20 protein-coding genes are annotated in these 21,401 nt (G+C 70.5%); 9 read left to right on the top strand and 11 right to left on the bottom strand.

What is annotated here, in order from left to right; all coding sequences use genetic code 11:
- Nucleotides 1-26 precede the first annotated feature (26 nt).
- On the bottom strand, nt 27-218 hold the full coding sequence (locus LBW97_RS10845) for a ferredoxin (RefSeq protein WP_200491639.1): 192 nt from the start codon (nt 216-218) through the stop codon (nt 27-29).
- A 30-nt stretch (nt 219-248) separates the two neighbouring features.
- Complete coding sequence (locus LBW97_RS10840) at nt 249-1,526, bottom strand: cytochrome P450 (RefSeq protein WP_200491638.1); 1,278 nt, start codon at nt 1,524-1,526, stop codon at nt 249-251.
- A gap of 252 nt (nt 1,527-1,778) precedes the next feature.
- Here LBW97_RS10840 and LBW97_RS20445 point away from each other — a divergent pair, with 252 nt between their 5' ends.
- On the top strand, nt 1,779-2,336 hold the full coding sequence (locus LBW97_RS20445; protein WP_308010454.1) for a TetR family transcriptional regulator: 558 nt from the start codon (nt 1,779-1,781) through the stop codon (nt 2,334-2,336).
- Between the two features lie 507 nt (nt 2,337-2,843).
- On the opposite strand, the gene LBW97_RS10830 is transcribed toward LBW97_RS20445, so the two are convergent.
- Nucleotides 2,844-3,446 carry a TetR family transcriptional regulator gene (locus LBW97_RS10830; protein ID WP_040339433.1) on the bottom strand — a complete coding sequence of 201 codons (603 nt, stop codon included), beginning with the start codon at nt 3,444-3,446 and terminating at the stop codon, nt 2,844-2,846.
- A gap of 122 nt (nt 3,447-3,568) precedes the next feature.
- On the opposite strand from LBW97_RS10830, the gene LBW97_RS10825 reads away from it, so the two are divergent.
- The 4 genes from LBW97_RS10825 (at nt 3,569) to LBW97_RS10810 (ending at nt 7,269) form a co-directional block, all read left to right on the top strand.
- Entirely contained in the window at nt 3,569-4,405 is an 837-nt protein-coding gene (locus LBW97_RS10825) for a mycofactocin-coupled SDR family oxidoreductase (protein ID WP_040339434.1), read from the top strand.
- The gene (locus LBW97_RS10820; protein WP_040339435.1) at nt 4,405-5,241 is read left to right on the top strand and encodes a mycofactocin-coupled SDR family oxidoreductase; all 837 of its coding nucleotides are present in this window, start codon (nt 4,405-4,407) and stop codon (nt 5,239-5,241) included. Before LBW97_RS10825 ends, LBW97_RS10820 begins: the two co-directional genes overlap by 1 nt.
- Nucleotides 5,242-5,283: 42 nt before the next feature.
- Nucleotides 5,284-6,270 (top strand): AAA family ATPase, encoded by a 987-nt coding sequence (locus LBW97_RS10815; RefSeq protein ID WP_374489839.1) that lies wholly within the window; start codon nt 5,284-5,286, stop codon nt 6,268-6,270.
- 66 nt (nt 6,271-6,336) lie between these two features.
- Nucleotides 6,337-7,269: a VWA domain-containing protein gene (locus tag LBW97_RS10810; protein WP_051515986.1), complete on the top strand. Its 933-nt coding sequence runs from the start codon at nt 6,337-6,339 to the stop codon at nt 7,267-7,269.
- A gap of 218 nt (nt 7,270-7,487) precedes the next feature.
- Here the strand turns inward: LBW97_RS10810 and LBW97_RS10805 are convergent, their stop codons facing one another.
- Nucleotides 7,488-9,788 carry a (Fe-S)-binding protein gene (locus tag LBW97_RS10805; protein ID WP_224499411.1) on the bottom strand — a complete coding sequence of 767 codons (2,301 nt, stop codon included), beginning with the start codon at nt 9,786-9,788 and terminating at the stop codon, nt 7,488-7,490.
- 139 nt (nt 9,789-9,927) lie between these two features.
- Nucleotides 9,928-10,632 carry a TetR/AcrR family transcriptional regulator gene (locus LBW97_RS10800; RefSeq protein WP_051515987.1) on the bottom strand — a complete coding sequence of 235 codons (705 nt, stop codon included), beginning with the start codon at nt 10,630-10,632 and terminating at the stop codon, nt 9,928-9,930.
- Between the two features lie 217 nt (nt 10,633-10,849).
- Here LBW97_RS10800 and LBW97_RS10795 point away from each other — a divergent pair, with 217 nt between their 5' ends.
- Both LBW97_RS10795 and LBW97_RS10790 read left to right on the top strand, forming a co-directional pair.
- A complete protein-coding gene (locus LBW97_RS10795; protein WP_212719481.1) occupies nt 10,850-13,156 on the top strand; it encodes an MMPL family transporter in 2,307 nt (768 codons plus the stop codon).
- On the top strand, nt 13,153-13,584 hold the full coding sequence (locus LBW97_RS10790) for a hypothetical protein (RefSeq protein ID WP_137161230.1): 432 nt from the start codon (nt 13,153-13,155) through the stop codon (nt 13,582-13,584). Before LBW97_RS10795 ends, LBW97_RS10790 begins: the two co-directional genes overlap by 4 nt.
- Before the next feature lie 48 nt (nt 13,585-13,632).
- Here the strand turns inward: LBW97_RS10790 and LBW97_RS10785 are convergent, their stop codons facing one another.
- From LBW97_RS10785 to LBW97_RS10770, 4 genes are all read right to left on the bottom strand, one after another.
- Nucleotides 13,633-14,361: a dienelactone hydrolase family protein gene (locus LBW97_RS10785; RefSeq protein WP_051515988.1), complete on the bottom strand. Its 729-nt coding sequence runs from the start codon at nt 14,359-14,361 to the stop codon at nt 13,633-13,635.
- A 52-nt stretch (nt 14,362-14,413) separates the two neighbouring features.
- Nucleotides 14,414-15,487 carry a BtrH N-terminal domain-containing protein gene (locus LBW97_RS10780; protein ID WP_224499410.1) on the bottom strand — a complete coding sequence of 358 codons (1,074 nt, stop codon included), beginning with the start codon at nt 15,485-15,487 and terminating at the stop codon, nt 14,414-14,416.
- A complete protein-coding gene (locus LBW97_RS10775; RefSeq protein ID WP_170977905.1) occupies nt 15,484-15,990 on the bottom strand; it encodes a PaaI family thioesterase in 507 nt (168 codons plus the stop codon). Before LBW97_RS10775 ends, LBW97_RS10780 begins: the two co-directional genes overlap by 4 nt.
- Before the next feature lie 112 nt (nt 15,991-16,102).
- Entirely contained in the window at nt 16,103-17,650 is a 1,548-nt protein-coding gene (locus tag LBW97_RS10770) for a long-chain fatty acid--CoA ligase (protein WP_040339443.1), read from the bottom strand.
- A gap of 113 nt (nt 17,651-17,763) precedes the next feature.
- On the opposite strand from LBW97_RS10770, the gene LBW97_RS10765 reads away from it, so the two are divergent.
- A complete protein-coding gene (locus tag LBW97_RS10765; protein ID WP_081788669.1) occupies nt 17,764-18,432 on the top strand; it encodes a TetR/AcrR family transcriptional regulator in 669 nt (222 codons plus the stop codon).
- 44 nt (nt 18,433-18,476) lie between these two features.
- Here the strand turns inward: LBW97_RS10765 and LBW97_RS10760 are convergent, their stop codons facing one another.
- Together LBW97_RS10760 and LBW97_RS10755 are read right to left on the bottom strand one after the other, a co-directional pair.
- Nucleotides 18,477-19,541: an MBL fold metallo-hydrolase gene (locus LBW97_RS10760; protein WP_200491631.1), complete on the bottom strand. Its 1,065-nt coding sequence runs from the start codon at nt 19,539-19,541 to the stop codon at nt 18,477-18,479.
- A complete protein-coding gene (locus tag LBW97_RS10755) occupies nt 19,538-20,707 on the bottom strand; it encodes an acyl-CoA dehydrogenase family protein (RefSeq protein ID WP_040339444.1) in 1,170 nt (389 codons plus the stop codon). The genes LBW97_RS10760 and LBW97_RS10755 overlap by 4 nt, the downstream gene beginning before the upstream one ends.
- A gap of 361 nt (nt 20,708-21,068) precedes the next feature.
- Here LBW97_RS10755 and LBW97_RS10750 point away from each other — a divergent pair, with 361 nt between their 5' ends.
- Entirely contained in the window at nt 21,069-21,380 is a 312-nt protein-coding gene (locus LBW97_RS10750) for an EthD family reductase (RefSeq protein WP_040339445.1), read from the top strand.
- Nucleotides 21,381-21,401: the final 21 nt, after the last annotated feature.

Below are 21,401 nucleotides of genomic sequence, written 5' to 3'. Positions count from 1 at the left end.
GTCGCGCTCCCGGCGATGGACCAACCTCACTCCTCGATGCTCAGCGCGCTGGTGGGACAGGCCGCGACGGCCTCCTCCATCAGCGCCCGCTGGTCCCCCGGGGGCGTGGGATTCAGCAGCTCGAGTGCGCCGTCGTCACGGACCTCGAAGAAGTCGGGGGCGACCGACTCGCACATCCCCAACGACGAGCACTTGCTCTCGTCCAGCACGATCCTCACGCGAGTGTCCTTTCCGATCGGGTGGGTCGGTCAGCGCTCTGGGGTGAAGCGCACGGGCAGGTGGTTGACGCCGTGGAAGAAGGTGCTGACCGTGTAGGAGGGCTCGCCGGCCACCTCGATGTCGGGCAGCCGGGTCAGCAGCTCCCGGTAGATGGCCGCCAGCTGCTGGCGGGCCAGCTGGTTGCCCAGGCAGTGGTGGATGCCGCCGCCGCCGAAGCTCACGTGCGGGTTCGGGTTCCGGGAGAGGTCGAAGCGCTCGGGCGCGTCGAACACCTCGGTGTCCCAGTTGGCCGAGGCGTAGAACATGACGACCTTGTCGCCCTGGGTGATCTGTTGCCCGTTCAGCTCGCAGTCGCGGGAGGCGGTGCGCCGGAAGGTCATGATCGGTGTGGCCCAGCGGACCATCTCCTCGACCGCCCCCTTGAGCCGGCCGTCGAGGTCCTCCATCAGCCAGGCCTTCTGCTGGGGGAAGTCGGTCAGGGCCTTCATGGCATGGCTGGTGCTCTGCCGGGTCGTGTCGTTGCCGGCAATGGTGAGCAGCCCGAAGAAGGACATGATCTCCTCGTCGGTCAGCCGCTCGCCGTCGACCTCCGCCTGCACGAGGTTGCTGAGCAGGTCGTCGCCCGGGTTGCGCCGGCGCTCGGCGATGTACCGTCCGGACAGCTCACCGAGGTGGAGCATGGCCTCGAACAGGCGGCCGAGGGGTTCCTGGTCACCCATCAGCTCCGGGTCGTTCCAGCCCCCGGCGAACTGCGACTCGTAGGCCATCCTCGCCCGGTCGGCCTCGTCGATGCCCATCATGTCGCAGATGTTGTGCATCGGGACGAGAGCCGCCACTTCGGGGACGAAGTCGACCTCGCCCCGGGTGGCGATGTCGTCCACGATGCGCCGTGCGTTGGCCTGGATCTGGTCATCGATGCGACGGATCTGCTTCGGGGTGAACGCCGAGCTCAGCAATCGCCGGATCTTGGTGTGCCGTGGCGGGTCCATCGCGATGAAGCCCTGCCCCGCGTCGAGCAACTCCTGCGGCATCGACTCCATCACGATGCCCTCGCCGGAGATGAAGTCCTCGTGCCGCTTGGTGACCTCGACCAGGTCGGCATGGCGCACGACGGCCCAGAACCCCTGGTCGTTCGGGTCCTTCATCAGCATGTCCTCGACCGGCTGGTGCCATGTCACCGGACGCTCGGCGCGCAGCACGGCGTAGGTCTTCTCCCGCTCGGCGGCCGTTTGCGACCAAAACGCTCGGGACGAAAGGTCCGCCTGGTCATAGGGGCGGGTGTCGCGTGGCTGGGCAACAGCGGTCATCACGGCTCCAAGGTCTGCTCCATACGGGTGACGCTTAGGTTGACACACGGCACGGTTTTGTCAAGTCTTGGACTCGATCACCGAATCTGTCACGGCTGGCCTCGCGAGCGGGGATTTCGGGCAGTGCGCCGTGACAGACTGTCGGCACTTGTCAAAGACTCAACAAGCACGAGGGGACGGAGACGGCCAGTGGCGGCAGAGCCTCTTCGTCTGACCTTCCGCCAGCACGTGCGCGACCGCGCACTGGACGCAGTGCGGGCCCTGACCGTGGAGAAGGGCTGGTCCGGCGTGCGCATGGGGGACGTCGCCGCGCTGACAGGGGTATCGCGCCCGACGCTGTACAAGGAGTTCGGCGACAAGCAGGGACTCGGCGAAGCGCTGATCATGCAGGAGACCGAGAGGTTCCTCGTCGGCATCTCCCGCACCCTCGACGCGCACCCTCAGGACGCCGCGGGGGGAATCTCCGCAGCAATCGAGTACGTGCTCGGCGAGGCCGACGCCAGCCCCTTGCTGTGCGCCATCCTCACCTCGGCACGTGACGCCGACAACGACCTGCTGCCCATGCTCACGACGCGTTCTGCGCCGGTGCTCGACGCCGCCACCCGAACCCTGATCAGCTGGTTCACGCAGCACTTCCCGCAGCTCGACCCACGAGACCTGGCCGACGGCGTGGACGCACTGGTCCGACTGGCCGTCAGCCATCTGGTACTCCCCGTCGATGACCGCACGACCACCGCGCACCGGCTGACTCGGATCGCCCTGCGCACCCTGCAACTCGACCAGGTCGTAGGGGACTCCCCCCGGCGATGAACCCGGGCGGCTTCAGCTGGCGCAGCCGTCCACGAGAGGCGATACGGCGGGCCGCTCGTGACGACGGGGCCCGACCGCCCTGCTTCATCGGGACGGACTCGACCACGCCTCCGCTCCGCCACGACCGTGGTGCTGATCGTGCGTGTCCGATCCCGCCACTCACGCCAGCGCGGGGTCGCAGGAGGGCCGCCCTGCCGTAGCACCGCTACCTAGGTGCTGTACGAATCGTTCGAGGTCGCGGGCAGGGCACGACCTCGCCGCGAGGACGAGCGCCGTCCCCCGCCCATCTCATAGCTCACGCCGGCGACCCGCCGGCGGACAGGCGTTCGCTCGTGCGTCGGCAAGCGCGAGTGCCCTTGCGCAGGTCACGGCCCTCAGCTCTGGGGCCATTGCCATGGTCCGGGACGCTGCGGCCCTGACCGGGCATTCCGACCGGCCCGGCGCTCGCGCGAGTCGGCCTCACGGCCGTGAGGCAGCTGTGGAAGGTGTGGAGGAAGCCGAGCTGAGTCAGGGTGCGGGCGGCTCGGGTGGGAGCAGGAGGTCCAACATCCGGACGAGCGCGTCATCCAGTCCGCTGGCCGGATGGGTGATCCAGTACTCGTGCGCGGCCAGGGTGCCCGCCAGCACCGCGTGCCCGACGACCACCGGGAACACGTCGTCGTCGGGTCGTCTGCCTCGCGCGAACTCGGCGGCCGCCTTTCGCCACTGCGCGTAGATCCGCGTCGCATGGGCCTGCAGGACAGGTACTTCCAGCACCAGCTGCGCCCGCTGCCACGCCCACTCCCGCTCCCCGGGCGGAAAGCGCAGGGCCGCCACCACCGCTCGGACGATGACGAGGCGGTAGGACTCATGCGGGTCCGCCGCCGACAACGCCTGCTGCAGCCGGACCAGCTCTGTCGGCGAGTCAGCGAAGCAGACGTCGGCCTTGACCGAGAAGTAGCGGAAGAAGGTGCGCCGACTGATACCGGCCGCCGTCGCGATGTCCTCCACGCTGGTCTCGTCGAACCCGTGGGCGACGAACAGCCGCTGCGCCACGGCCGCCAGCTCGTGGGCGCTCGTGATCGCCGGCCTGCCGCCGCGGTCGCCAGTCGCGACCCGCCCCTGCTCCATCCCCTCAGCAACCTCCCCTCCGGATCCAGGCATCGAGCGCCCTTCCATTTCTGACACACGGTGCCATAACCTGAGACGCAGGTCACAGTCGGCAATCGGCCGGCGCACGAAGGGAGATCGCCGTGGGACGAGTCGAAGGCAAGGTCGCCTTCATCACCGGGGCGGCTCGCGGCCAGGGCCGCAGCCACGCGGTGCGGCTGGCGCAGGAGGGCGCGGACATCATCGCCGTCGACCTGCTGGGGACGGTCGGGACGGTGGGGTACCCGCTGGCGACGCAGGAGGACCTGGACGAGACGGTCCGCCAGGTGGAGGCGCTGGACCGACGGATCATCGCCAGCAAGGCCGATGTCCGGGACAGCGCCGCGCTGAAGGCCGCGGTGGACGACGGTGTCGCCCAGCTCGGCCGGCTGGACATCGTGCTGGCCAATGCCGGGATCGCCAGTTTCGCACCGGTCGACGAGATGACCGACGAGATGTGGGACGACATGATCGACGTCAACCTCACCGGGGTCTTCAAGACGGTGCGAGCCGCTCTTCCCCACCTGAAGGCCGGGGGGAACGGCGGGGCCATCGTTCTGACCAGTTCGACCGCCGGGATCAAGGGTCTGGCCAACCTGGCGCACTACGTCGCGGCCAAGCACGGCGTCGTCGGACTGGTGAAGACACTGGCCAACGAACTGGCGCCGCACATGATCCGGGTGAACTCGGTGCACCCCACCGCGGTGGACACCACGATGATCCACAACGAGCAGACCTACACCCTCTTCCGGCCGGACAAGTCGCCGTCGGACGTCACCCGGGACGACGTCGGCGAGGCGTTCCAGAGCCTCAACGCACTCCCGATCGAGTGGGTCGAGCCGGTCGACATCAGCAACGCGATCCTGTGGCTGGTCAGCGACGAGGCCCGGTACGTCACCGGCGTCCAGCTGCCGGTCGACGCCGGGTCGGTGATCAAGTGATGGCCGGACGCGTCGAGGGCAAGGTCGCATTCATCACCGGCGCCGCCCGGAGCCAGGGCCGCAGCCACGCGCTGCGGCTGGCCCAGGAGGGCGCAGACATCATCGCCGTCGACATCGCCGGGCCGGTGCCGTCCATCCAGATGTACCCGCCGGCCACCGAGGACGACCTGGCCGAGACAGTGCGGCAGGTCGAGGCGCTGGACCGGCGGATCGTCGCCACCAAGGCCGACGTGCGCGACAGCGGGGCGCTCAAGGCCGCGGTGGACGAGGGGGTCGCCCAGCTGGGACGGCTGGACATCGTGCTGGCGAACGCCGGCGTCTTCGAGATCCAGCCGGCCCTCGAGGTCTCCGACGACGCCTGGCGGGAGATGATCGACATCAACCTGACCGGGGTGTGGAACACGTGCAAGGTCGCGCTCCCGCACCTCATCGAAGGCGGCCGGGGCGGGGCGATGGTCCTCACCAGCTCGACGGCCGGGCTCAAGGGGACGCCGAACACGATCCACTACACCGCGGCCAAGCACGGCGTCGTGGGGATCATGCGGACGCTGGCGAACGAGTTCGCCCAGCACTCGATCCGGGTCAACAGCGTTCACCCGACGGGGGTCGACACGGTGATGATCCAGAACGAGAAGACCTGGGGACTGTTCGCGCCCGACGATCCGGCACCCAGCCGGGAGAAGGCCGAGCCGATCTTCCAGTCCACCAATGCGCTGCCCGTCCCGTGGGTGGAGCCTGTCGACATCTCCAACGCCATCCTGTTCCTCGTCTCCGACGAGGCGCGATACATCACCGGGGTGACCCTCCCGGTGGACGCCGGGTACACCGTCAAGTAGCGCCCGCCGCCTTTCTCCGAGGAGCTCGTCCTGACCGAGCACATCCCGCACGCCACCGGCGACGACCCGGTCGTCACCGGCCACCGGGTCACCTTCGACGACGGCGCGCACGTCCGCACGATCCGCACCCGGGTCGCCCAGCACCTCGTCGGACGCACCAGGGAGCTGGACCTGCTGCTGGCCGCGGTCGCGGCCGGCCGGGACGTGCTGCTCGAGGGACCGCCGGGGACGTCGAAGTCGACGCTGCTGCGCTCGATCACGGCCGAGTGGGGCATCCCGCTGGTCTTCGTCGAGGGCAACGCCGACCTCACTCCCACCCGGCTCGTCGGGCACCACGACCCCGCCCGGGTGCTGCGCGAGGACTACTCCCCGGAGAACTTCGTGCCAGGCCCGCTGGTCGAGGCGATGCGCTCAGGCGGCTTCCTCTACGTGGAGGAGTTCAACCGGGCGCCGGAGGACACCCTCAACACGCTGCTCACAGCGATGGCCGAGCGGCGGATCGCGGTGCCCCGGGTCGGCACGGTCGAGGCGGAGGCCAGCTTCCGCGTCATCGCCTCGATGAACCCCTACGACACGATCGGCACCACCCGGCTGTCCACGTCCGTGCACGACCGGTTGTGCCGGCTGGTGATCGGTTACCAGGATGCCGAGGCCGAGCGGGGCATAGCCGGCCGCCGGACCGGGCTGGAGTCGCCGCGGCTCCTCGCGGACGCAGTGGCGCTCACCCGGGCGACCCGGGAGCGGGATGACCTGCGGCAGGGCAGCAGCGTGCGGGGCGCGATCGACCTCGCGCTGATCGCCGCCCAACTGGCCGCGATCCGCGACGTGCAGCTGCCGGCCGAACCGTCGGTCGCGCCGCCGCGTGGGCTGCCCGAGGAGTACACCGACATCGTCCTGGACGCGATGCTGCTGGCCCTGTCCGGGCGCGTGTTCCTCGACGAGACGCTGGAGACGACGCCGGAGACGGTGCTCCGGGAGATCTGGCAGGACCACTTCCTGCTCCACCCGGCGGCGGCGGAGCCTGGTTGAAGAGCCGTCGACGCCGACTCCCCGGTGACCCGCCGCGACCGCCCGGGCGCGAGCCGGACCCGGGGAATGCGACCACTCCGGCGCAGGCCCAAGCAGCTCACCGAGCAGCCGACGCTCTATGAGCCGTCCCGCGGCGAGGGCGGCATGGCGCTCGTCTCCGGCGACCGGCGGCGGACGCAGACGGCGGCGACCCGGGCCGGCGGGACCGCGTCCGGCACGACCGACGAACCGGCCGACCTCATCGCGCTGGCCGACCTGGCGACCGAGAGCGGGGCGGACCAGCTGACCCGGGCACGCGCGCGGCAGATCGCCCGCCGGCTCGCTGTGCCGCGCCCGCCGCGCGACCAGCGGTCCCGGCGCGGCGTGGGCGAGCTGGCCAGTCTGTCCTGGAGCGGGGGGTCCGACGAGCTGGACCTGGAGCGCACCCTCGAGGCGATCGTCGGCATCCCGTACCCGGAGGGCACCGACCTGGTGGTGCGCGAGCGGGTACGGCAGCGTCGCTCGGTCGTGCTCGTCGTGGACGTGTCGGGGTCGATGAAGGGCGAGCGGGTGCGGACGGCGGCGGCCACGGTGGGGGCGCTGGCCGGCGAGCTGGCCCGCGACTCGCTCGCCGTCGTCGCCTTCTGGTCCGACGCTGCGGTGTTGGTGCGGATGGGCGAGCAGGTCGCGCCGCTCGCCGTGCTCGACCTGTTGCTGCGGGTGCCGACCCAGGGGCTGACGAACGTGTCCTTCGCGCTGGATACCGCGGCCCATCAGCTGGAGGGCGTGCCGCCGCGTGACGCACGGGTGCTCCTGCTGTCGGACTGCGTGCACAACGCCGGACCCGACCCGCGGCTGACCGCTGCGCGGCTTCCGCGGCTGGACGTCCTGGTTGACACCTCCGGGGAGCAGGACGTCGAGCTCGGCCGCGACCTCGCCCGGCTGGGTCGCGGCCGGGCCAGGCTGGTCAGCGACCACCGGGACGTCGCTGCGGCGCTCTCCGCTGTCTTCAGTGATTGACCTGTGGGGATTCGTCACGCACTGCGCCCTCCCCCACCCTGTCCAGCAGTCTCCGCCTACGCCTCGAGGCGGCGTGGTCGAGCGGCATGCCCGCACCTTGCGCGTCCCGTCCGGAGGGACTGTCAGGCGCAGCCGCAGGAGCACGCGGCCACTGTGCAGGAAACGGCGACGGCGCGTGCTCCCCGGGCGGGGAACACGCGCCGTCGCCGGTCCTTCTCCTACTTAGGGTCGTGCTCCGTCGCCGCGGAGTCGAGCCCGACGACGTCGTCGGTCTTGGTGCCGACGTCGGCACCGGAGGCCGCGCCCTGGACGCCCGCCGCCACCGGCTGCATCGAGCGCAGCAGGATCTGGCTGACGTCGAGGACCTCGACGTGCTCGCCGGCCTCGCCGTTCTGCTTCTTCGACGTGAGGGCGTCGGAGAGCATCGTGATGCAGAACGGGCAGGCGGTGGAGATGACGTCGGGATCGAGCTCGAGCGCCTCCTCGGTGCGCTCGACGTTGATCCGCTTGCCGATCTTCTCCTCCATCCACATGCGCGCACCGCCGGCGCCGCAGCAGAAGCCGCGGTCCTTGCAGCGGTGCATCTCCTGCGTGGTGAGGCCCTCGACGGCGTCGAGGATCTCGCGCGGAGGCGTGTAGACCTTGTTGTGCCGGCCCAGGAAGCACGGGTCGTGGTAGGTCACCTTGCGGTCGATCGGGGTGACCGGGACGAGCCGGCCCTCCTCGATCAGCTGGCCGAGCAGCTGCGTGTGGTGGATGACCTCGTACTCGCCACCGACCTGCGGGTACTCCTTGCCCAGCGAGTTGAAGCAGTGCGGGCAGGTGGCCACGATCTTGCGGGTGCCGGGGACGCGGCCCTCGAAGACGCCGTTGAGGGTCTCGACGTTCTCCATGGCCAGCTGCTGGAAGACGAACTCGTTGCCCAGGCGGCGGGCCGGGTCCCCGGAGCAGGTCTCCCCGCTGCCCAGGACGGCGAACTCGACGCCCGCGGTGTGCAGGAGCTCCGCGACGGCCTTGGTGACCTTCTTGGCGCGGTCGTCGACGGCGCCGGCACAGCCGACCCAGAACAGGTACTCGACCTCGTGGGGCAGCGGGCCGTCGGCCATGCGCACCTCGAAGTCGAGCTCCTTGATCCAGTCCTCGCGGACGTTGCCGCCCATGCCCCACGGGTTCCCGCGCTTCTCCAGGTTGGTCAGCATCACGCCGGCCTCGGAGGGGAAGTTCGACTCGATGAGCACCTGGTAGCGCCGCATGTCCTCGATGTGGTCGATGTGCTCGATGTCCACCGGGCACTGTTCGACGCAGGCGCCGCAGTTCGTGCAGCTCCACAAGACGTCGGGGTCGATGACCCCGCCCTCCTCGAGGGTGCCGACCAGCGGGCGGTGCGCCTGCGCGTCGTTGGTGCCCTCGATGCGGGCGTAGCCGCTGGCCCAGACCTGCTCGTCGCTGGGCTTGAGGATGTCGTAGTCCGGCGCCGTCTCCGACGCGGTCTTCTCACCGAGGAGGTAGGGGGCCTTCGCGTAGAGGTGATCGCGGAGGTCCATGATCACCATCTTCGGGCTGAGCGGCTTGCCCGTGTTCCACGCCGGGCACTGGCTCTGGCACCGCCCGCACTCGGTGCAGGTCGTGAAGTCCAGCATGCCCTTCCACGTGAAGTCCTCGATCTTCCCGCGGCCGAACACCGCGTCCTCGTCGGGATCCTCGAAGTCGATCGGCTTCCCACCCGAGGTCATCGCCGGCAGCGGGCCCAGGGCCGGCGCGCCACTGGCACCCTCCCGCTTGGCGTAGATGTTGAGGAACGCGCTGAACCGGTGCCACGCCACACCCATGTTCAGCACCCGGCTGATCACCACCAGCCAGGTCAGGCTGACCACGACCTTCACGAACGCCACGACGGTCAGCAGGTCCGGGCTGTCGGGCATCACGTTCGCCAGCGCGCCGGAGATCGGATGCGACCAGCCAGGCGCATCGGTCAGGCCCGAGGACACCTTCAGCGCACGGATCAGCAGGATGCAGATCCCGATGGTCAGGATGACCGCCTCGACGAAGTAGCCCCGGCCCTCGTTCGACCCGGCGAAGCGGCTCTTGCGGCCCTGCCGGCGCGGGTGGTCCCGCTGGCGCCGGTAGATCAGGTAGCCGATCCCGAGGATCGTGCCGGTGCCGATGATGTCCGCGAACAGGTTCCAGACGCCCCACTCACCGATCAGCGGGATGTGGAAAGCGGGGTTCCACACCTCACCGAACGCCTCCACCAGCGTCAGCACGAGGCCGTAGAACCCCATGAAGACGAACCAGTGCGCGACCCCGATCGAGGACCACTTCAGCATCCGGGTGTGACCCAGCGACTCGACCAGCGTCGTCTTCAGGCGGGTCCTCACCGGCCCCCACCGGGTGCCGTCGGGCTGGCCGGTGCGGATGATCCGCACCATCGCGCGGACGGCCCGGTAGGCCATCACCACCGAAACGAACAGGAACAGGACGCTGATCGTCCCCAGGACGACCTGCAGCGGGCCCGTCATCAATTCCTCCCCCGCACGCCTGACGGCGTCGGTTGACTCCCGTGCGCCGATCGGCGACGGCGAAACTCTGTGCGGTGTGCGCCTGGGGGCTCATCGCTCCGCGCCCCGGAACTCGCGCGCGAGAACGCGGCCTCGGCGATCACCCGGCGTCCCCTTCCTGAGGGCTGGCGCCGTTCGGACGGCTGCTGTCCGGCTCGCGCGAGGAGCTGGCCATCCGGATTGCCATGAAGCCGCTTCGCATACCCTCCACGCCGTCCTTCTCGTCGAGGGGAGGCAGCGACTCAGCCTGGTCGGGTCCCATTGCATCGAAGACCAGGGACACGTACCGGCGCCGGTCTGCCGGCGAGGCCGGGGGCGTGGAGAGACCGACGACGAGGATGCTGAGCACACGCGGGATGTCGTAGGGCTGCAGGTCCGCCCGGATCTCGTTCCTCTCCTGCGCGTGCCGCAGCAGGACGGCGAAGGGCTCCAGGAACTCCCTCAGCAGGTCGTCGGTCAGCACCGCGAAGTCAGCGGACGAGGCGATCAGTCCGCGCTCCCGGTCGAGTAGCTCCAGCAGTCGCTCGACGATCAGCAGGAACGACTGCCGGGCGCTGCCTTGGGCGCACGACTGACGAAGCAGGGGCAGGAGCTCGTCCCGCATGATCGATCGGTACACCGCCCGGGTCAGGCTCTCCCGGCCGGAGAAGTGGCGGTACAGGGTGGCGATCCCGACTCCGGCTTCGCTCGCGATCTCCTCCAGCGAACCCTGACCACCGGAGGCGAACACCTTGCGGGCGGCCGCGATCAACCGTTCGCTGTTCGCGAGGGCGTCTCGCCGCCGTGTACTCGCCGGCGGTGTCATGGCAGGGGATCCTCTCAGCCGACGCGAGCGGCACCCGCAGTACCGCTGGAGACCACCGGCTGCAGCCAGGGCCTTCCGTGCATACGATAGCTCCCTATCACTTCTGGTCTTCCACGGTGCCCTCATGGGAGCCGTGACGCACTGACCGGCTCTGGGGGCTGCGGTGTCGACATTGCTGTACAGGGTGGGGCGGGCGACGTATCGGCACCCGTTCCGTGTGGTCGCGGTGTGGGTGGTGCTGCTGGTCGCGCTCGTCGGCGCACTGGCCCTCAATCCCCCCAAGCTGAGCACGGAGTTCCGCATCGACGGGACACCGGCCCAGGAGGTGATCGACGAACTGGCCCGGGAACTCCCGGAAGTGAGCGGCGGTCAGGGTTCGCTGGTGTTCCAGGCGTCGTCCGGCGAGCGTCTCGACTCGGACCGGCTCGCCCCGGTGGTCGCCGAGGCCGTTCAGGGCGTCTACGGGATCGATCCGGTCGTGGATCCGGCCGAACTGACCGGAGCCCGAGAGCCAGGGGGCCCGCCCGCAGCCGGTTCCCCGGGCGACGTACCGCAGCCTCCCGGCGCGGCGGCTGTCGCGCCGGGGGCATTGGTCGTGGACGGCCGGCCGATCCCGGGCGTGATGGTGTCCGAGGACGGCCGCGTCGCGCTGTTCCAGTTCCAGTTCGAGGACCAGCTGTTCGAGCTCCCCCAGGGCACCGTGGCCGACACCGTCGCAGCGGCGGAGGCACCGGCGGAAGAAGCGGGGGTGGCCGTGCTTCCGGGCGCCACCCTGCAGGAGATCCCCGAGATCATCGGCATCGGGGAGATCGTCGGCCTCGCCGTGGCGGCCCTGGTCCTCGTCGTCACGCTCGGCTCCGTGGTTGCCGCCGGGCTGCCGCTGCTCACCGCCCTGGCCGGGGTCGGCGCGGGCATCGGCGGCGCCTTCGCGCTGGCCCACCTGTTCGAACTGAACTCCTTGTCCGTGGTCCTGGCGCTGATGCTGGGGCTCGCCGTAGGCATCGACTACGCCCTGTTCATCGTCAACCGGCAGCGGTGGCTCATCCTGACCCGCGGTCTGGACGCAGGAGAAGCCGCGGCCCGAGCCGTGGGCACCGCCGGAAGCGCCGTGTTCTTCGCCGGAACGACTGTCGTCATCGCGCTCACCGGGCTGTTGGTCGTGGGTATCGAACTGCTGACGGTGATGGCGCTCATCGCCGCCGCGACAGTCGCCATCGCCGTCGTGGTCGCCCTGACCCTGCTTCCGGCCCTGCTCGGCCTGGTCAGGGAACGCATCTGCTCACCTCGCGCCCGGGCACACCAGGCCCGGCCCGGCGACCGCTCCCGGAGCCCGGCGCGTCGCTGGGTCGGGCTCGTCGTGCGACACCGCTGGGCGGCCGTCCTCCTGGTCACCGGGGTCACCGCGCTGCTCGCCCTGCCGCTGTCCAGCATGCGGCTCGGGATGCCCTCGGCCGAGAGCTACGGCAGCGGCAGCGCACAGCGCGAAGGTTATGACGTGGTCGCCGAGGGCTTCGGCGAAGGCTTCAACGGGCCGCTGACCGTGGCCGTGCGGACCGCCGAGCCGGGCGCACCGATCGAGCCGCCGACTCTGGAGCAACTGGCGGCAGACCTCGACGCGCTCGAGGGCGTCCAGACGACCATGCCCGCCGGCGCCAGCCAGGACGGCACCATCGCGGTTCTGCAGGTCGTTCCGACCACGGGTCCGACCGACGAGGCGACCGAGGACCTGGTCGCGGAGATCCGCGACCGCTCGACGCAGTACGCGGGCGACCTCGGGGTCACCCTCGGCGTCACCGGCCTGACAGCCATCGGCATCGACATGTCCGAGCGACTGTCCGAGGTGCTGCCCCTCTACCTGGCGGTCGTCCTCGGCCTGTCGCTGATCGTGCTGCTCCTGGTGTTCCGGTCCGTCCTCGTCCCGATCAAGGCGACAGTCGGGTTCCTGCTCAGCATCCTGGCGACGTTCGGGGCGACGACGGCCGTCTTCCAGTGGGGCTGGCTCAACCAGGTGTTCGGGCTCGACAGCACCACCGTGGTGATGAGCGTGATCCCGATCATCGCGACCGGCGTGCTCTACGGGCTGGCGATGGACTACCAGATCTTCCTGGTCTCCTCGATCCGCGAGTCCCACGTCCACGGAAGTCACGGAGCCGACAGCGTCACCGACGGGTTCACCCAGGCGAGCCGCGTGGTGGTCGCTGCGGCGATCATCATGACTGCGGTCTTCGCCGGCTTCATCTTCAACGCCGACCCGACGGTCAAGCAGGTCGGCTTCGCGCTCGCCGTCGGCATCCTGATCGATGCGTTCCTGATCCGGCTCACCCTGGTCCCGGCGGTCATGGCCATGTTCGGCGACCGGGCCTGGTGGCTGCCCGCATGGCTCGACCGGCTCCTCCCCGACCTCGACGTCGAAGGTGAGAAGCTCCTCCAGCGGCTCGACGAAGAGCGCGGGGAGGTTCCCGCCGCCACGGATCAGCCTGGTCGGGAGCCGGCGTCGATCCCCGCGGGGGGAGGATCCCGATGACCCTCGCGCGGTGGGGACGACGGTTGATCACCGGATCCGCCGTAGCGTCGGCGACCCTCCCCTGGCTCGCCGACTGGAACCACGGCCACACCTTCGGTCCCGAGTACGGTCCGCACGCCCGGTGGCACGGGACCTCCGAGGTCCTCGGTGCGACGGCGGAGGGAGTCCTCGCCCTCTGGCTGCTCCGTGCCGCCGGCGACGAGCATCGGCCCGACGAGCGTCTGCTCGTCGCCGCCGCACTGCTGCCCATCGTCCGCTGGGCGCCGTTCAACCTCACGCTGCTGGTGCCCGGGACGTCCCCCTACGACCAGCACCGCATCCCGCAACGGGTCCTGGGCATGCCGGCCGCCCTGCTCAGCCAGGACCTCATCGCGGCCACCGCCGCCGCCGGGCTGCTTCTACGCCGCCTCGCCCGCCGGCGCCCGTAGGGCCGCGGGCGGCCGGCCGTCCGGCCGCTCGGCGAGCGCTCTGCAGGTTCAGCCGGCAGCAGGGTCCCCGTCGTGGAGGTGGTGGGAGAAGAAGCCGAGGATCCGCCGCCAGGCGTCCTCCGCGGATGGATGGTGGTAGCCGAAGCCGGCCACCCGCTCGAGGACGGCGAGTGGCCCGGCGTTGTGCCGGTTCATGAAGGAGTGGCCGGCCTGTGGGTACTCCTTGACGTCGTGGTCGACCGCGAGGCCGGTCAAGGCCTCGTCCAATCGCTCGGCCGCACCGGGCAGGGTCCTGTCGCGACCCCCGTAGCTGGCCACCACGGGGCACGCGCCCTGCAGCACGCGCTCGAGGTCCGATGGGATCTGCCCGTAGTTCGGGGCCGAGGCGTCGAAGCCGCGGGTGGCTGCGAGCAGGGCGAAGCCGCCCCCCATGCAGAAGCCGAGGATTCCCACGCTCCCAGTGCAGTCGGAGCGCCCCGTGAGCCAGGAACGGGCAGCCGCCAGATCGTCGAAGGCCGGACCTTCTCCACGGGCCAGCGTCCGGAACGTCGAGCGAAGGCAGCGGACAGCTCCCCCGGCGCTGAACAGGTCCGGCGCCAGGGCCAGGTAGCCGCCGGCCGCCAGGCGGTCGGCCTGCTGCCGGGTGTCGTCGGTGAGTCCGAAGGCCTCGTGCACCACCACGACGCCGGGCCACGGGCCCGTGCCGACCGGCGGTACGGCGAGATAGGCCTTCAACTGCGAGGCGCTCGCGGCCCCGCCGATCGTCGTCTCGGGCATCACGGCCTCCGGGGTCAAGTACCAGTCGATGAGCTGTGGGGCAGGCCCGGCGTCACATGGACGCCCGCAGTTCCTCGGCGGCCGCCTCCAGGAACTCCACGGCCTCCTCCTCCAGGCCGGGCAACCGGTCGGCCACCTCCGCCACGGCAGCGACCCGGTCCGGCAGCGGGGTGTCGACTCTGGCAGACCGGCCCAGCCGGCTCCAGCCTTCGGCGCACCTGTCGTAGGCGAGGCCCGCCTGTTCGCTCGCCGCGCTCCCCGTCCGCCTGGCCACGTCATGGCAGCACTCGGCCTGCAGCCGACGGAACAGCCCACCCCCGGTGCCCGCCTTCTCGATGAACACGGGGAGGGCAGCCAGCGCGGACTCCAGGGTCACGTCGTCGAGGACCTGCGGCCAGCGGGCCAGGTCGTCGGCGAATCGGCGGATGCCGGCCAGCCCGGCTGCACTGATCGAGCCCGGCGGCAGGTCAGGGCGGTTCGCCAGCCCGGAACCCCCGCTGCGCATCCCGGCCCCCGCGGCGGCGAACGCGTCCGCAGCGGTGGAGCGCAGGTCCGGAAGCCGCTCCGGCCACTCCACGGCGAACGTCGCGTGCCGTGTGGGCGCCGGGAACCCCGTCGAGCGGCGCGCCCGGGCCAGCGCCGCGTAGGGCACCTCCTGGACGTCCTCGCGGTCGTTGTCGACGACGTAGGCGATCTCCCGCTCGTCGTCGTAGCCGACGATGACGACATCGTGCCGGCTCATCTGCAGCCGGACGCGGAGGTAAGGGAGCTCGGCGATGTCAGCCCACACCATGACGGGCCGGCCGGCGACCAGCTCGTCGCGGACCCACTGCCACCCCAGCGCCTCATCATCGGTACGCCGCAGGTCCACGCCGGCTCCGAGGCGACCGAGCAGGTCCACCTCCATGTCTCCTCCCCTGCCGACGAGGTAGACCGGCGGGGTCAGGCCCGGCACCCGCATGTACGAGAAGTGCAGTGCACCACCGAGGCCGAACACCAGGCCTTCCGCGGCCGCCTCCCCTCCCCAGGCAAGGCCGGCCCACTCCAGCAGATCCCGCAGGGCTCCGGATCCGCAGTGCCCGGCCATGCGGTGGGGGTAACCCTCCAGCAGCCGTCCCCCGGTCACGGTGCCACCCTCACCACGTCGCCGCCGCCACGAGCGAAGTGCTCCCGGCCGACGACGACGAAGACGGCGTTCGCTTCGACGACGAGCGCGCCCCCCTCGTCGGTGCCCTGCGCCCGGACGAACAGCTTCCTGCCCTCCCGGCGCTGTAGTCCGGCCTCGAGCAGATACGGGGTTCCGAGCAGCACCGGCGCCCGGTAACCGACCTCGAGATGGCGGGTGACAGCGGGCTCCCCGATCCGGTAGAGGAGGAAGCCGAACAGGTCGTCCAGCACCGTGGCGACCGCGCCACCGTGCGCGATGCCCGGCGCGCCGACATGCCGCTCGTCGAAGGCGTGCTCGGCGCGGACCGCGTCCCCTTCTCGCCAGACCTGCAGGTGGTGGCCGTGTGGGTTCTCCGGGCCACAGCCGAGGCAGCGTGGATGGTGCGGGGGCAGGTCTCGGGCATGGTCGTGCCCGGCGAACCCCCGCGCCCAGTCGCCGACCACCGAATTCACGTCGTCCACCACCACTGCCTCCTGTCGGACCCGTCTGATTGAGATTTCACGCGTGCACACTCCGGCCCGTGCGTCCCGGCGAGCCGGATGGGGGCAACTTCGGCGTCGCCGACCGGCGTGCTCAGCGGTGTACCGCCGCTTCTCCTCCGCCGTGCTGCTGCCGCAACACCGTCTTCAGCACCTTGCCGGTGGCGTTGCGCGGGAGCTCGGCGACGAACTCGACCCGCGTGGGGCACTTGAAGTGTGCGAGCCGTTCGCGGGCGTACGCGATCAGTTCCTCGGCCGTCGTCGCGGCGCCGTCCTGGAGCGCGACGACGGCCACCGGTGTCTCCCCCCAGCGGTCGTGGGGGACGCCGACGACAGCCACCTCGCGGACGGAATCATGCCGGTAGAGCACCTGCTCGGCCTCGATGGGGTACACGTTCTCGCCACCGGTGATGATCATGTCCTTCTTGCGGTCGACGAGCGTCATGAAGCCCTCGGGGTCCATGCGCCCGAGGTCGCCGGTGTGGAACCACCCACCGCGGAATGCCTCGGCCGTGGCCTCCGGTAGACCCCAGTAGCCGGCGAACACGTTGGGTCCGCGCAGCACGAGCTCTCCGACCTCCCCGGTGCGGACGTCCCTGTCGGCGTCATCGACGATGCGCGCCCGGACGTGGAACATCGGCCGGCCGATGGAACCCGCCTTCTCCTTGACGTGGTCGGCGTCCAGCACTGACACACCGGGCGCTGTCTCGGTCATCCCGAAGCCCTCCTGGAAGGGCAGTCCCTTCCCCTGGAAGAAGTCGATGACCGGCAGCGGGCACGGCGCTCCCCCGGACACTGCCAGCTCCAGCGACGACAGGTCGAAGTCGTCCAAACCGGGCACCGACATGAGCGCCGCCCACATCGCCGGGACCATGAACTGCACGGTGGTCCGCTCCCGGGACATGGCCTCCACGGTCCGGAGCGGATCGAACGACGGCAGCAGGACGTTGGTCCCGCCGACGTAGAGCAGCGGCAGCGTGTGGACACCCAGGCCACCGATGTGGAACATCGGCGCCACTGTCACCGTGACGTCGCTCTCGCGAAGCCCTCGGCCGAAGGAGAGACTGTTCACGACGTTCCACAGGTGGTTGTCGTGGGTCAGCATCGCCCCCTTGGGACGTCCCGTGGTCCCGGACGTGTACATCAGACAGGACAGGTCCCGACGGTCGACGTCGGTATCCACGGGCCGGGGATCGCCGCTGCTCAGCACCTGCTCGTAGTCGAGCTCCCCGTCCTCGGGCTCTCCGCCGACGACCAGGCGGGACCGGACCCGCACCCCGTCCGCGGTGACTGCTGCGCGCGCCACTGGCGCGAGGGGCGCCGAGTACACGAAGGTGTCCGACCCAGAGTCGACCAGGAGGTAGGCGACCTCCGCCGGCCCGAGCCGCACGTTCATGGGCACGAACACAGCCCCCAGCTTCGCGGTGGCCAGCATGGTCTCGAGGAACGCTGTGCTGTTGAGCAGGAGCCCGGCGACCCGGTCCCCTTGGCGGACCCCGAGCGCACGCAGCGCTCGGGCCAGCTGATCGATGTTCCTGTCCAGCTCGGCATAGGTGAGGCGCCGGTTTCCGTCCACCAGTGCGAGCCGGTCCCCGGACAGGAACGCCCTCGTGGCGACCCAGCCACCGATTCCCTCGTCCATGCGCCACCCTCTTCGTCGGGACAACAGTCCGTGACCCAGGTCACGGCAGCTTGGTCCAAACTTGACGGTGTCGTCAAGATGGAGCCCGCGGCCATCGGCGGAAGGGACGGAGCATGACCTCGGCAGGACCTGCGTCACCTCCGGCCACGGCGCGTGGCCGCCGCACCCGATCCGCACTGCTGACGGCCGGACGGCAGCTGTTCGAGGAGTGCGGGTTCTCCGCCGTGGGGATCGATGACATCGCCTTACGCGCGGGGGTCTCCCACGGCACGTTCTACACGTGGTTCGACTCCAAGGAGACGTTGCTCCGCGAGATCGTCAGCGAGGTCGCCGCAGAGGTCTTCTCGGCGACCTCGATCGGTACCCGCCTGCCGGCCAAAGCTGCGTACGCGCGCATCGAGGCCGCCAACCGGTCCTTCCTGCGTGCTGTCACCCGGCACTCCCGCATCCTCCGAGTGCTGGACTCGCTGGCGGACACCCAGGAGGACTTCCGACAGCTCCGCTCGGAGATGCGTGAGTCGTTCGTCCAGCGTGGGATGGAGGGCCTGATCCGGCTGCAGGAGCTGGGCCTGGCCGACCCGCTGCTGCCACCGCGGGCGACGGCCAGCGCGCTGGGCGCGATGGTGGAGTCCTTCGCCCACGTGTGGCAGGACCCGGTGGAAGAACTCGACGAAGCCGCCGCCGTCGACGTCCTCACCCGGTTGTGGGCGGGGGCGATAGGTCTGGCGCCGCCGGCCCGACCCGCCGGTGAAGGCACCGCCGAGAGCCCCGGCGCGGGCTGACCCTGCTGGGACCGCCGAGGGACCGCGCGGGGCGGCCCGGCCGGTCAGTGCTGCACCCAATGCCACGGCGTCTCGCGGCTGCGCCGCACCCGACCCCTGCTCTCCAGGAGAACCAGGTGCGCCAGGGTCTCGGCAACAGCCGCTCTGCGCATGAAACCCGAGATCTGCTGCCATGGCCGCGACCAGCTCAGCGCGGCGGTCAGCTCCCAGGTCGTGGGCGCCGTCGTCACAGCAGCGTGGATCTCCTGCAGTCGGGCGTCGTGGTGGCCCACCAGCGCCGACACGCGCGCCGCCAGACCGGCGAAGCGGTACTCGTGCCCGGGCAGCACCTCGTCCAGGTGGGAGTCCAGCGCCCCGACACGCGCCACGGAATCGATGAAGTCGGCCAGCGGGTTGCCGCCCGACTGCGCGTGCACCCCGATGTTGGGTGTGATGCGGGGCAGGACGTGGTCGCCGGAGAAGAGGAGGCGACGACGGTGCTCGTGGAAGCACAGGTGCCCGGGCGAATGGCCGGGAGTGTGCACGGCACGCAGATCCCATCCAGGCAAGGGCAGCCGGTCACCGTCGCGGATGAGGCGGTCCGGTTCGGCCTGGCGGACGTAGTCGGCGATCTGCAGCGAGGCCCCGGACAGGACCCGGAGCTCGTCCTCGGGCACTCCGCAGTTCCGCAGCAGTGCGACCATGCCCTCCAGCAGGTCGGTGATGCCGGCCCCGTACCGGGCCGGCAGCAGCGCAGCGTCGTCGGGATGCAGCCCCACCCAGGCCCCTGACGCCTCACGGACCCGGCCCGCCAGGCCGTAGTGATCGGGATGGATGTGCGTCACCATGACGCCGCGGACGTCGGCGACCACGTACCCCGCCGTCGCCAGGCCCTGGGTGAGGGCTTGCCAGGCGTCGTCGGTGTCCCACCCGGCGTCGATCAGTGCCACCCCGTCATCGAGCTCGAGGGCGTAGACGAGGACGTAGCGCAGGGGGCTGTCGGGAATGGGCACCGGGATCGACCACAGCCCCTGCTGGACCCGCTCCACCGGCGGCAGTACGTTTTCGACCCACGCCCGTTGCTGCTTGACGCCGGTGACCCACAACGGGCCGGCGGACCCCGCGGTCACAGACCCATCCGCTTGCTGATGACCTCGTTCATGATCTCGTTCGCCCCGCCGCCGATGCCGAGTATCCGGGCGTCCCGGTAGTGCCGTTCGACCTCCGACTCCCGCATGTATCCCATGCCGCCGAAGATCTGCACCGCCTCGTCAACCACGAAGTCACAGGCGTAGACGGCGGTGTTCTTCGCCATCGACACCTCGGTGACGACGTCCTCCCCGGCCAGGTAGCGCTGCGCCACAGCTCGCGTGTAGGTGCGGGCGACGTCGACCTGACGCGCCATCTCGGCGAGCTTGTGCCGGATCACCTGTCGAGAGGAGAGCGGCCGCCCGAAGGTCTCCCGGTCCCGCGCCCACCCGAGGGCCAGGTCCAGGGCGCGGGCCGCGGTGGCGTAGGCCTGGACTGCCAGGCCGATCCGCTCGCTCTGGAACTGCTGCATGATCTGCACGAAGCCGGAGTTCTCTGTGCCCACCAGCTGCGCGGCCGGCACGCGGACGTCGGTGAAGGCCAGCTCGGCTGTGTCGCTGCACCGCCAGCCCATCTTGTCCAGCCGCCGGGAGACGCTGAACCCGGGCGTGTTCGTGTCGATGACGAGCAGCGAGACACCGCCGTGACCCGGTCCGCCGGTGCGCACAGCGGTGGTCACGAAGTCGGCGCGGACCCCGCTGGTGATGAAGGTCTTGGCTCCGTTGACCACGTACTCGTCGCCTTCGCGCACGGCCCGGGTGCGCAGATTTGCGACATCCGAGCCCCCGCCGGGCTCGGTCACCGCGAGCGAACCGATCAGCTCCCCGGCCAGCGTGGGTCGGACGTAGCGGTCGACCAGCTCGGCGCTGCCGTGGGCGGCGATGTGCGGCACGGCGATGCCGTGGGTGAACAGCGAGGCACAGACACCTGTGGACCCACCCCCGTGCAGGATCTCCTCGGTCATGACCGCCGAGTCGATCGCGTTGCCGCCGCTGCCGCCCACCTCTTCGGCGAACCCGACGCCGAGCAGGCCCGCGCCGGCCGCCTTACGGTGCAGATCGCGCGGCAGCTCGCCATCCCGTTCCCACTCGGCCATGTTCGGAGCGATCTCCCGGGCCACGAAGTCGCGGGCGAGCCGGCGGAGGGCCACCCGCTCGGGCGTGCTCCATGGGTCGGGGGCGTGCGCGGTGACGTCGGTAGGGCTCATGACTGCTCTCCTCCGGTCGGTCCTCCCGCAGCTGGTACACAGGCGGCCGCGTGCATGTCGAGCAGGGCCGCGATGCACCCTCCGCGCCTCGAACGACGTGAGCCACTACGACACCTCAAGCAGGTCGTAGGGACGGCCACGGAGGACTTGACGTCACCGTCAGGTTAGTCGTCCGTGGATGTGGCGCACAACACCCGCATCGTTCGCGCCGGCCATTCCGACAGCGGACTCGCAGCGCCGAGAGGCTCCGGTTGCGCTGGCTGCAGCGGTGGCGGATGTCGGCTCCACTACGCGCGATCCACCACGTCCTGCGGGAGCGGGAGTACCGCCAGATCGCCCACCAGTGCGGTAGGGAGAACGCATGACGCACAGATTGCTCGTCCAGTACGGCCGTCCGACGGACCCTTCTGCGTTCGACCAGCACTACCGCGACGTCCACGTCCCGCTCGCACGGAAGATCCCCGGCGTGGTGCGCTTCGACATCGGCCACGCCAACGCTCTGGACGGCGACACCGCGCCGTACCTGGTTGCCGTGCTCGACTTCGCCTCCGCCGAGGCGTTCGCTTCCGGCATGGGGTCCCCCGAGGGCACGGCCGCCGCCGGCGACGTGCCGAACTTCGCCACCGGCGGCGCGAGCATGAGCCACTACGACATAGAGGACTTCACTCCCTGAGCTGCCGGGTGCCGTCCTCCG

Origin of the sequence: Blastococcus sp. LR1, from assembly GCF_020166105.1 — a bacterium.
Lineage (GTDB): Bacteria > Actinomycetota > Actinomycetes > Mycobacteriales > Geodermatophilaceae > Blastococcus.
Note: the sequence above shows the minus strand (reverse complement) of the source record. Positions and strands in the feature narration are given on the sequence as shown.

Coding starts and splice junctions, on each gene's coding strand:
- LBW97_RS10785 (WP_051515988.1), bottom strand. CDS start 14,361: ATGCCCGAGACGACGATCGGCGGGGCCGCGAGCGCCTCGCAGTTGAAG.
- LBW97_RS10820 (WP_040339435.1), top strand. CDS start 4,405: ATGGCCGGACGCGTCGAGGGCAAGGTCGCATTCATCACCGGCGCCGCC.
- LBW97_RS10840 (WP_200491638.1), bottom strand. CDS start 1,526: ATGACCGCTGTTGCCCAGCCACGCGACACCCGCCCCTATGACCAGGCG.
- LBW97_RS10770 (WP_040339443.1), bottom strand. CDS start 17,650: ATGGACGAGGGAATCGGTGGCTGGGTCGCCACGAGGGCGTTCCTGTCC.
- LBW97_RS10750 (WP_040339445.1), top strand. CDS start 21,069: ATGACGCACAGATTGCTCGTCCAGTACGGCCGTCCGACGGACCCTTCT.
- LBW97_RS10765 (WP_081788669.1), top strand. CDS start 17,764: ATGACCTCGGCAGGACCTGCGTCACCTCCGGCCACGGCGCGTGGCCGC.
- LBW97_RS10790 (WP_137161230.1), top strand. CDS start 13,153: ATGACCCTCGCGCGGTGGGGACGACGGTTGATCACCGGATCCGCCGTA.
- LBW97_RS10755 (WP_040339444.1), bottom strand. CDS start 20,707: ATGAGCCCTACCGACGTCACCGCGCACGCCCCCGACCCATGGAGCACG.
- LBW97_RS10800 (WP_051515987.1), bottom strand. CDS start 10,632: ATGACACCGCCGGCGAGTACACGGCGGCGAGACGCCCTCGCGAACAGC.
- LBW97_RS10810 (WP_051515986.1), top strand. CDS start 6,337: ATGCGACCACTCCGGCGCAGGCCCAAGCAGCTCACCGAGCAGCCGACG.
- LBW97_RS10830 (WP_040339433.1), bottom strand. CDS start 3,446: ATGGAGCAGGGGCGGGTCGCGACTGGCGACCGCGGCGGCAGGCCGGCG.
- LBW97_RS10805 (WP_224499411.1), bottom strand. CDS start 9,788: ATGACGGGCCCGCTGCAGGTCGTCCTGGGGACGATCAGCGTCCTGTTC.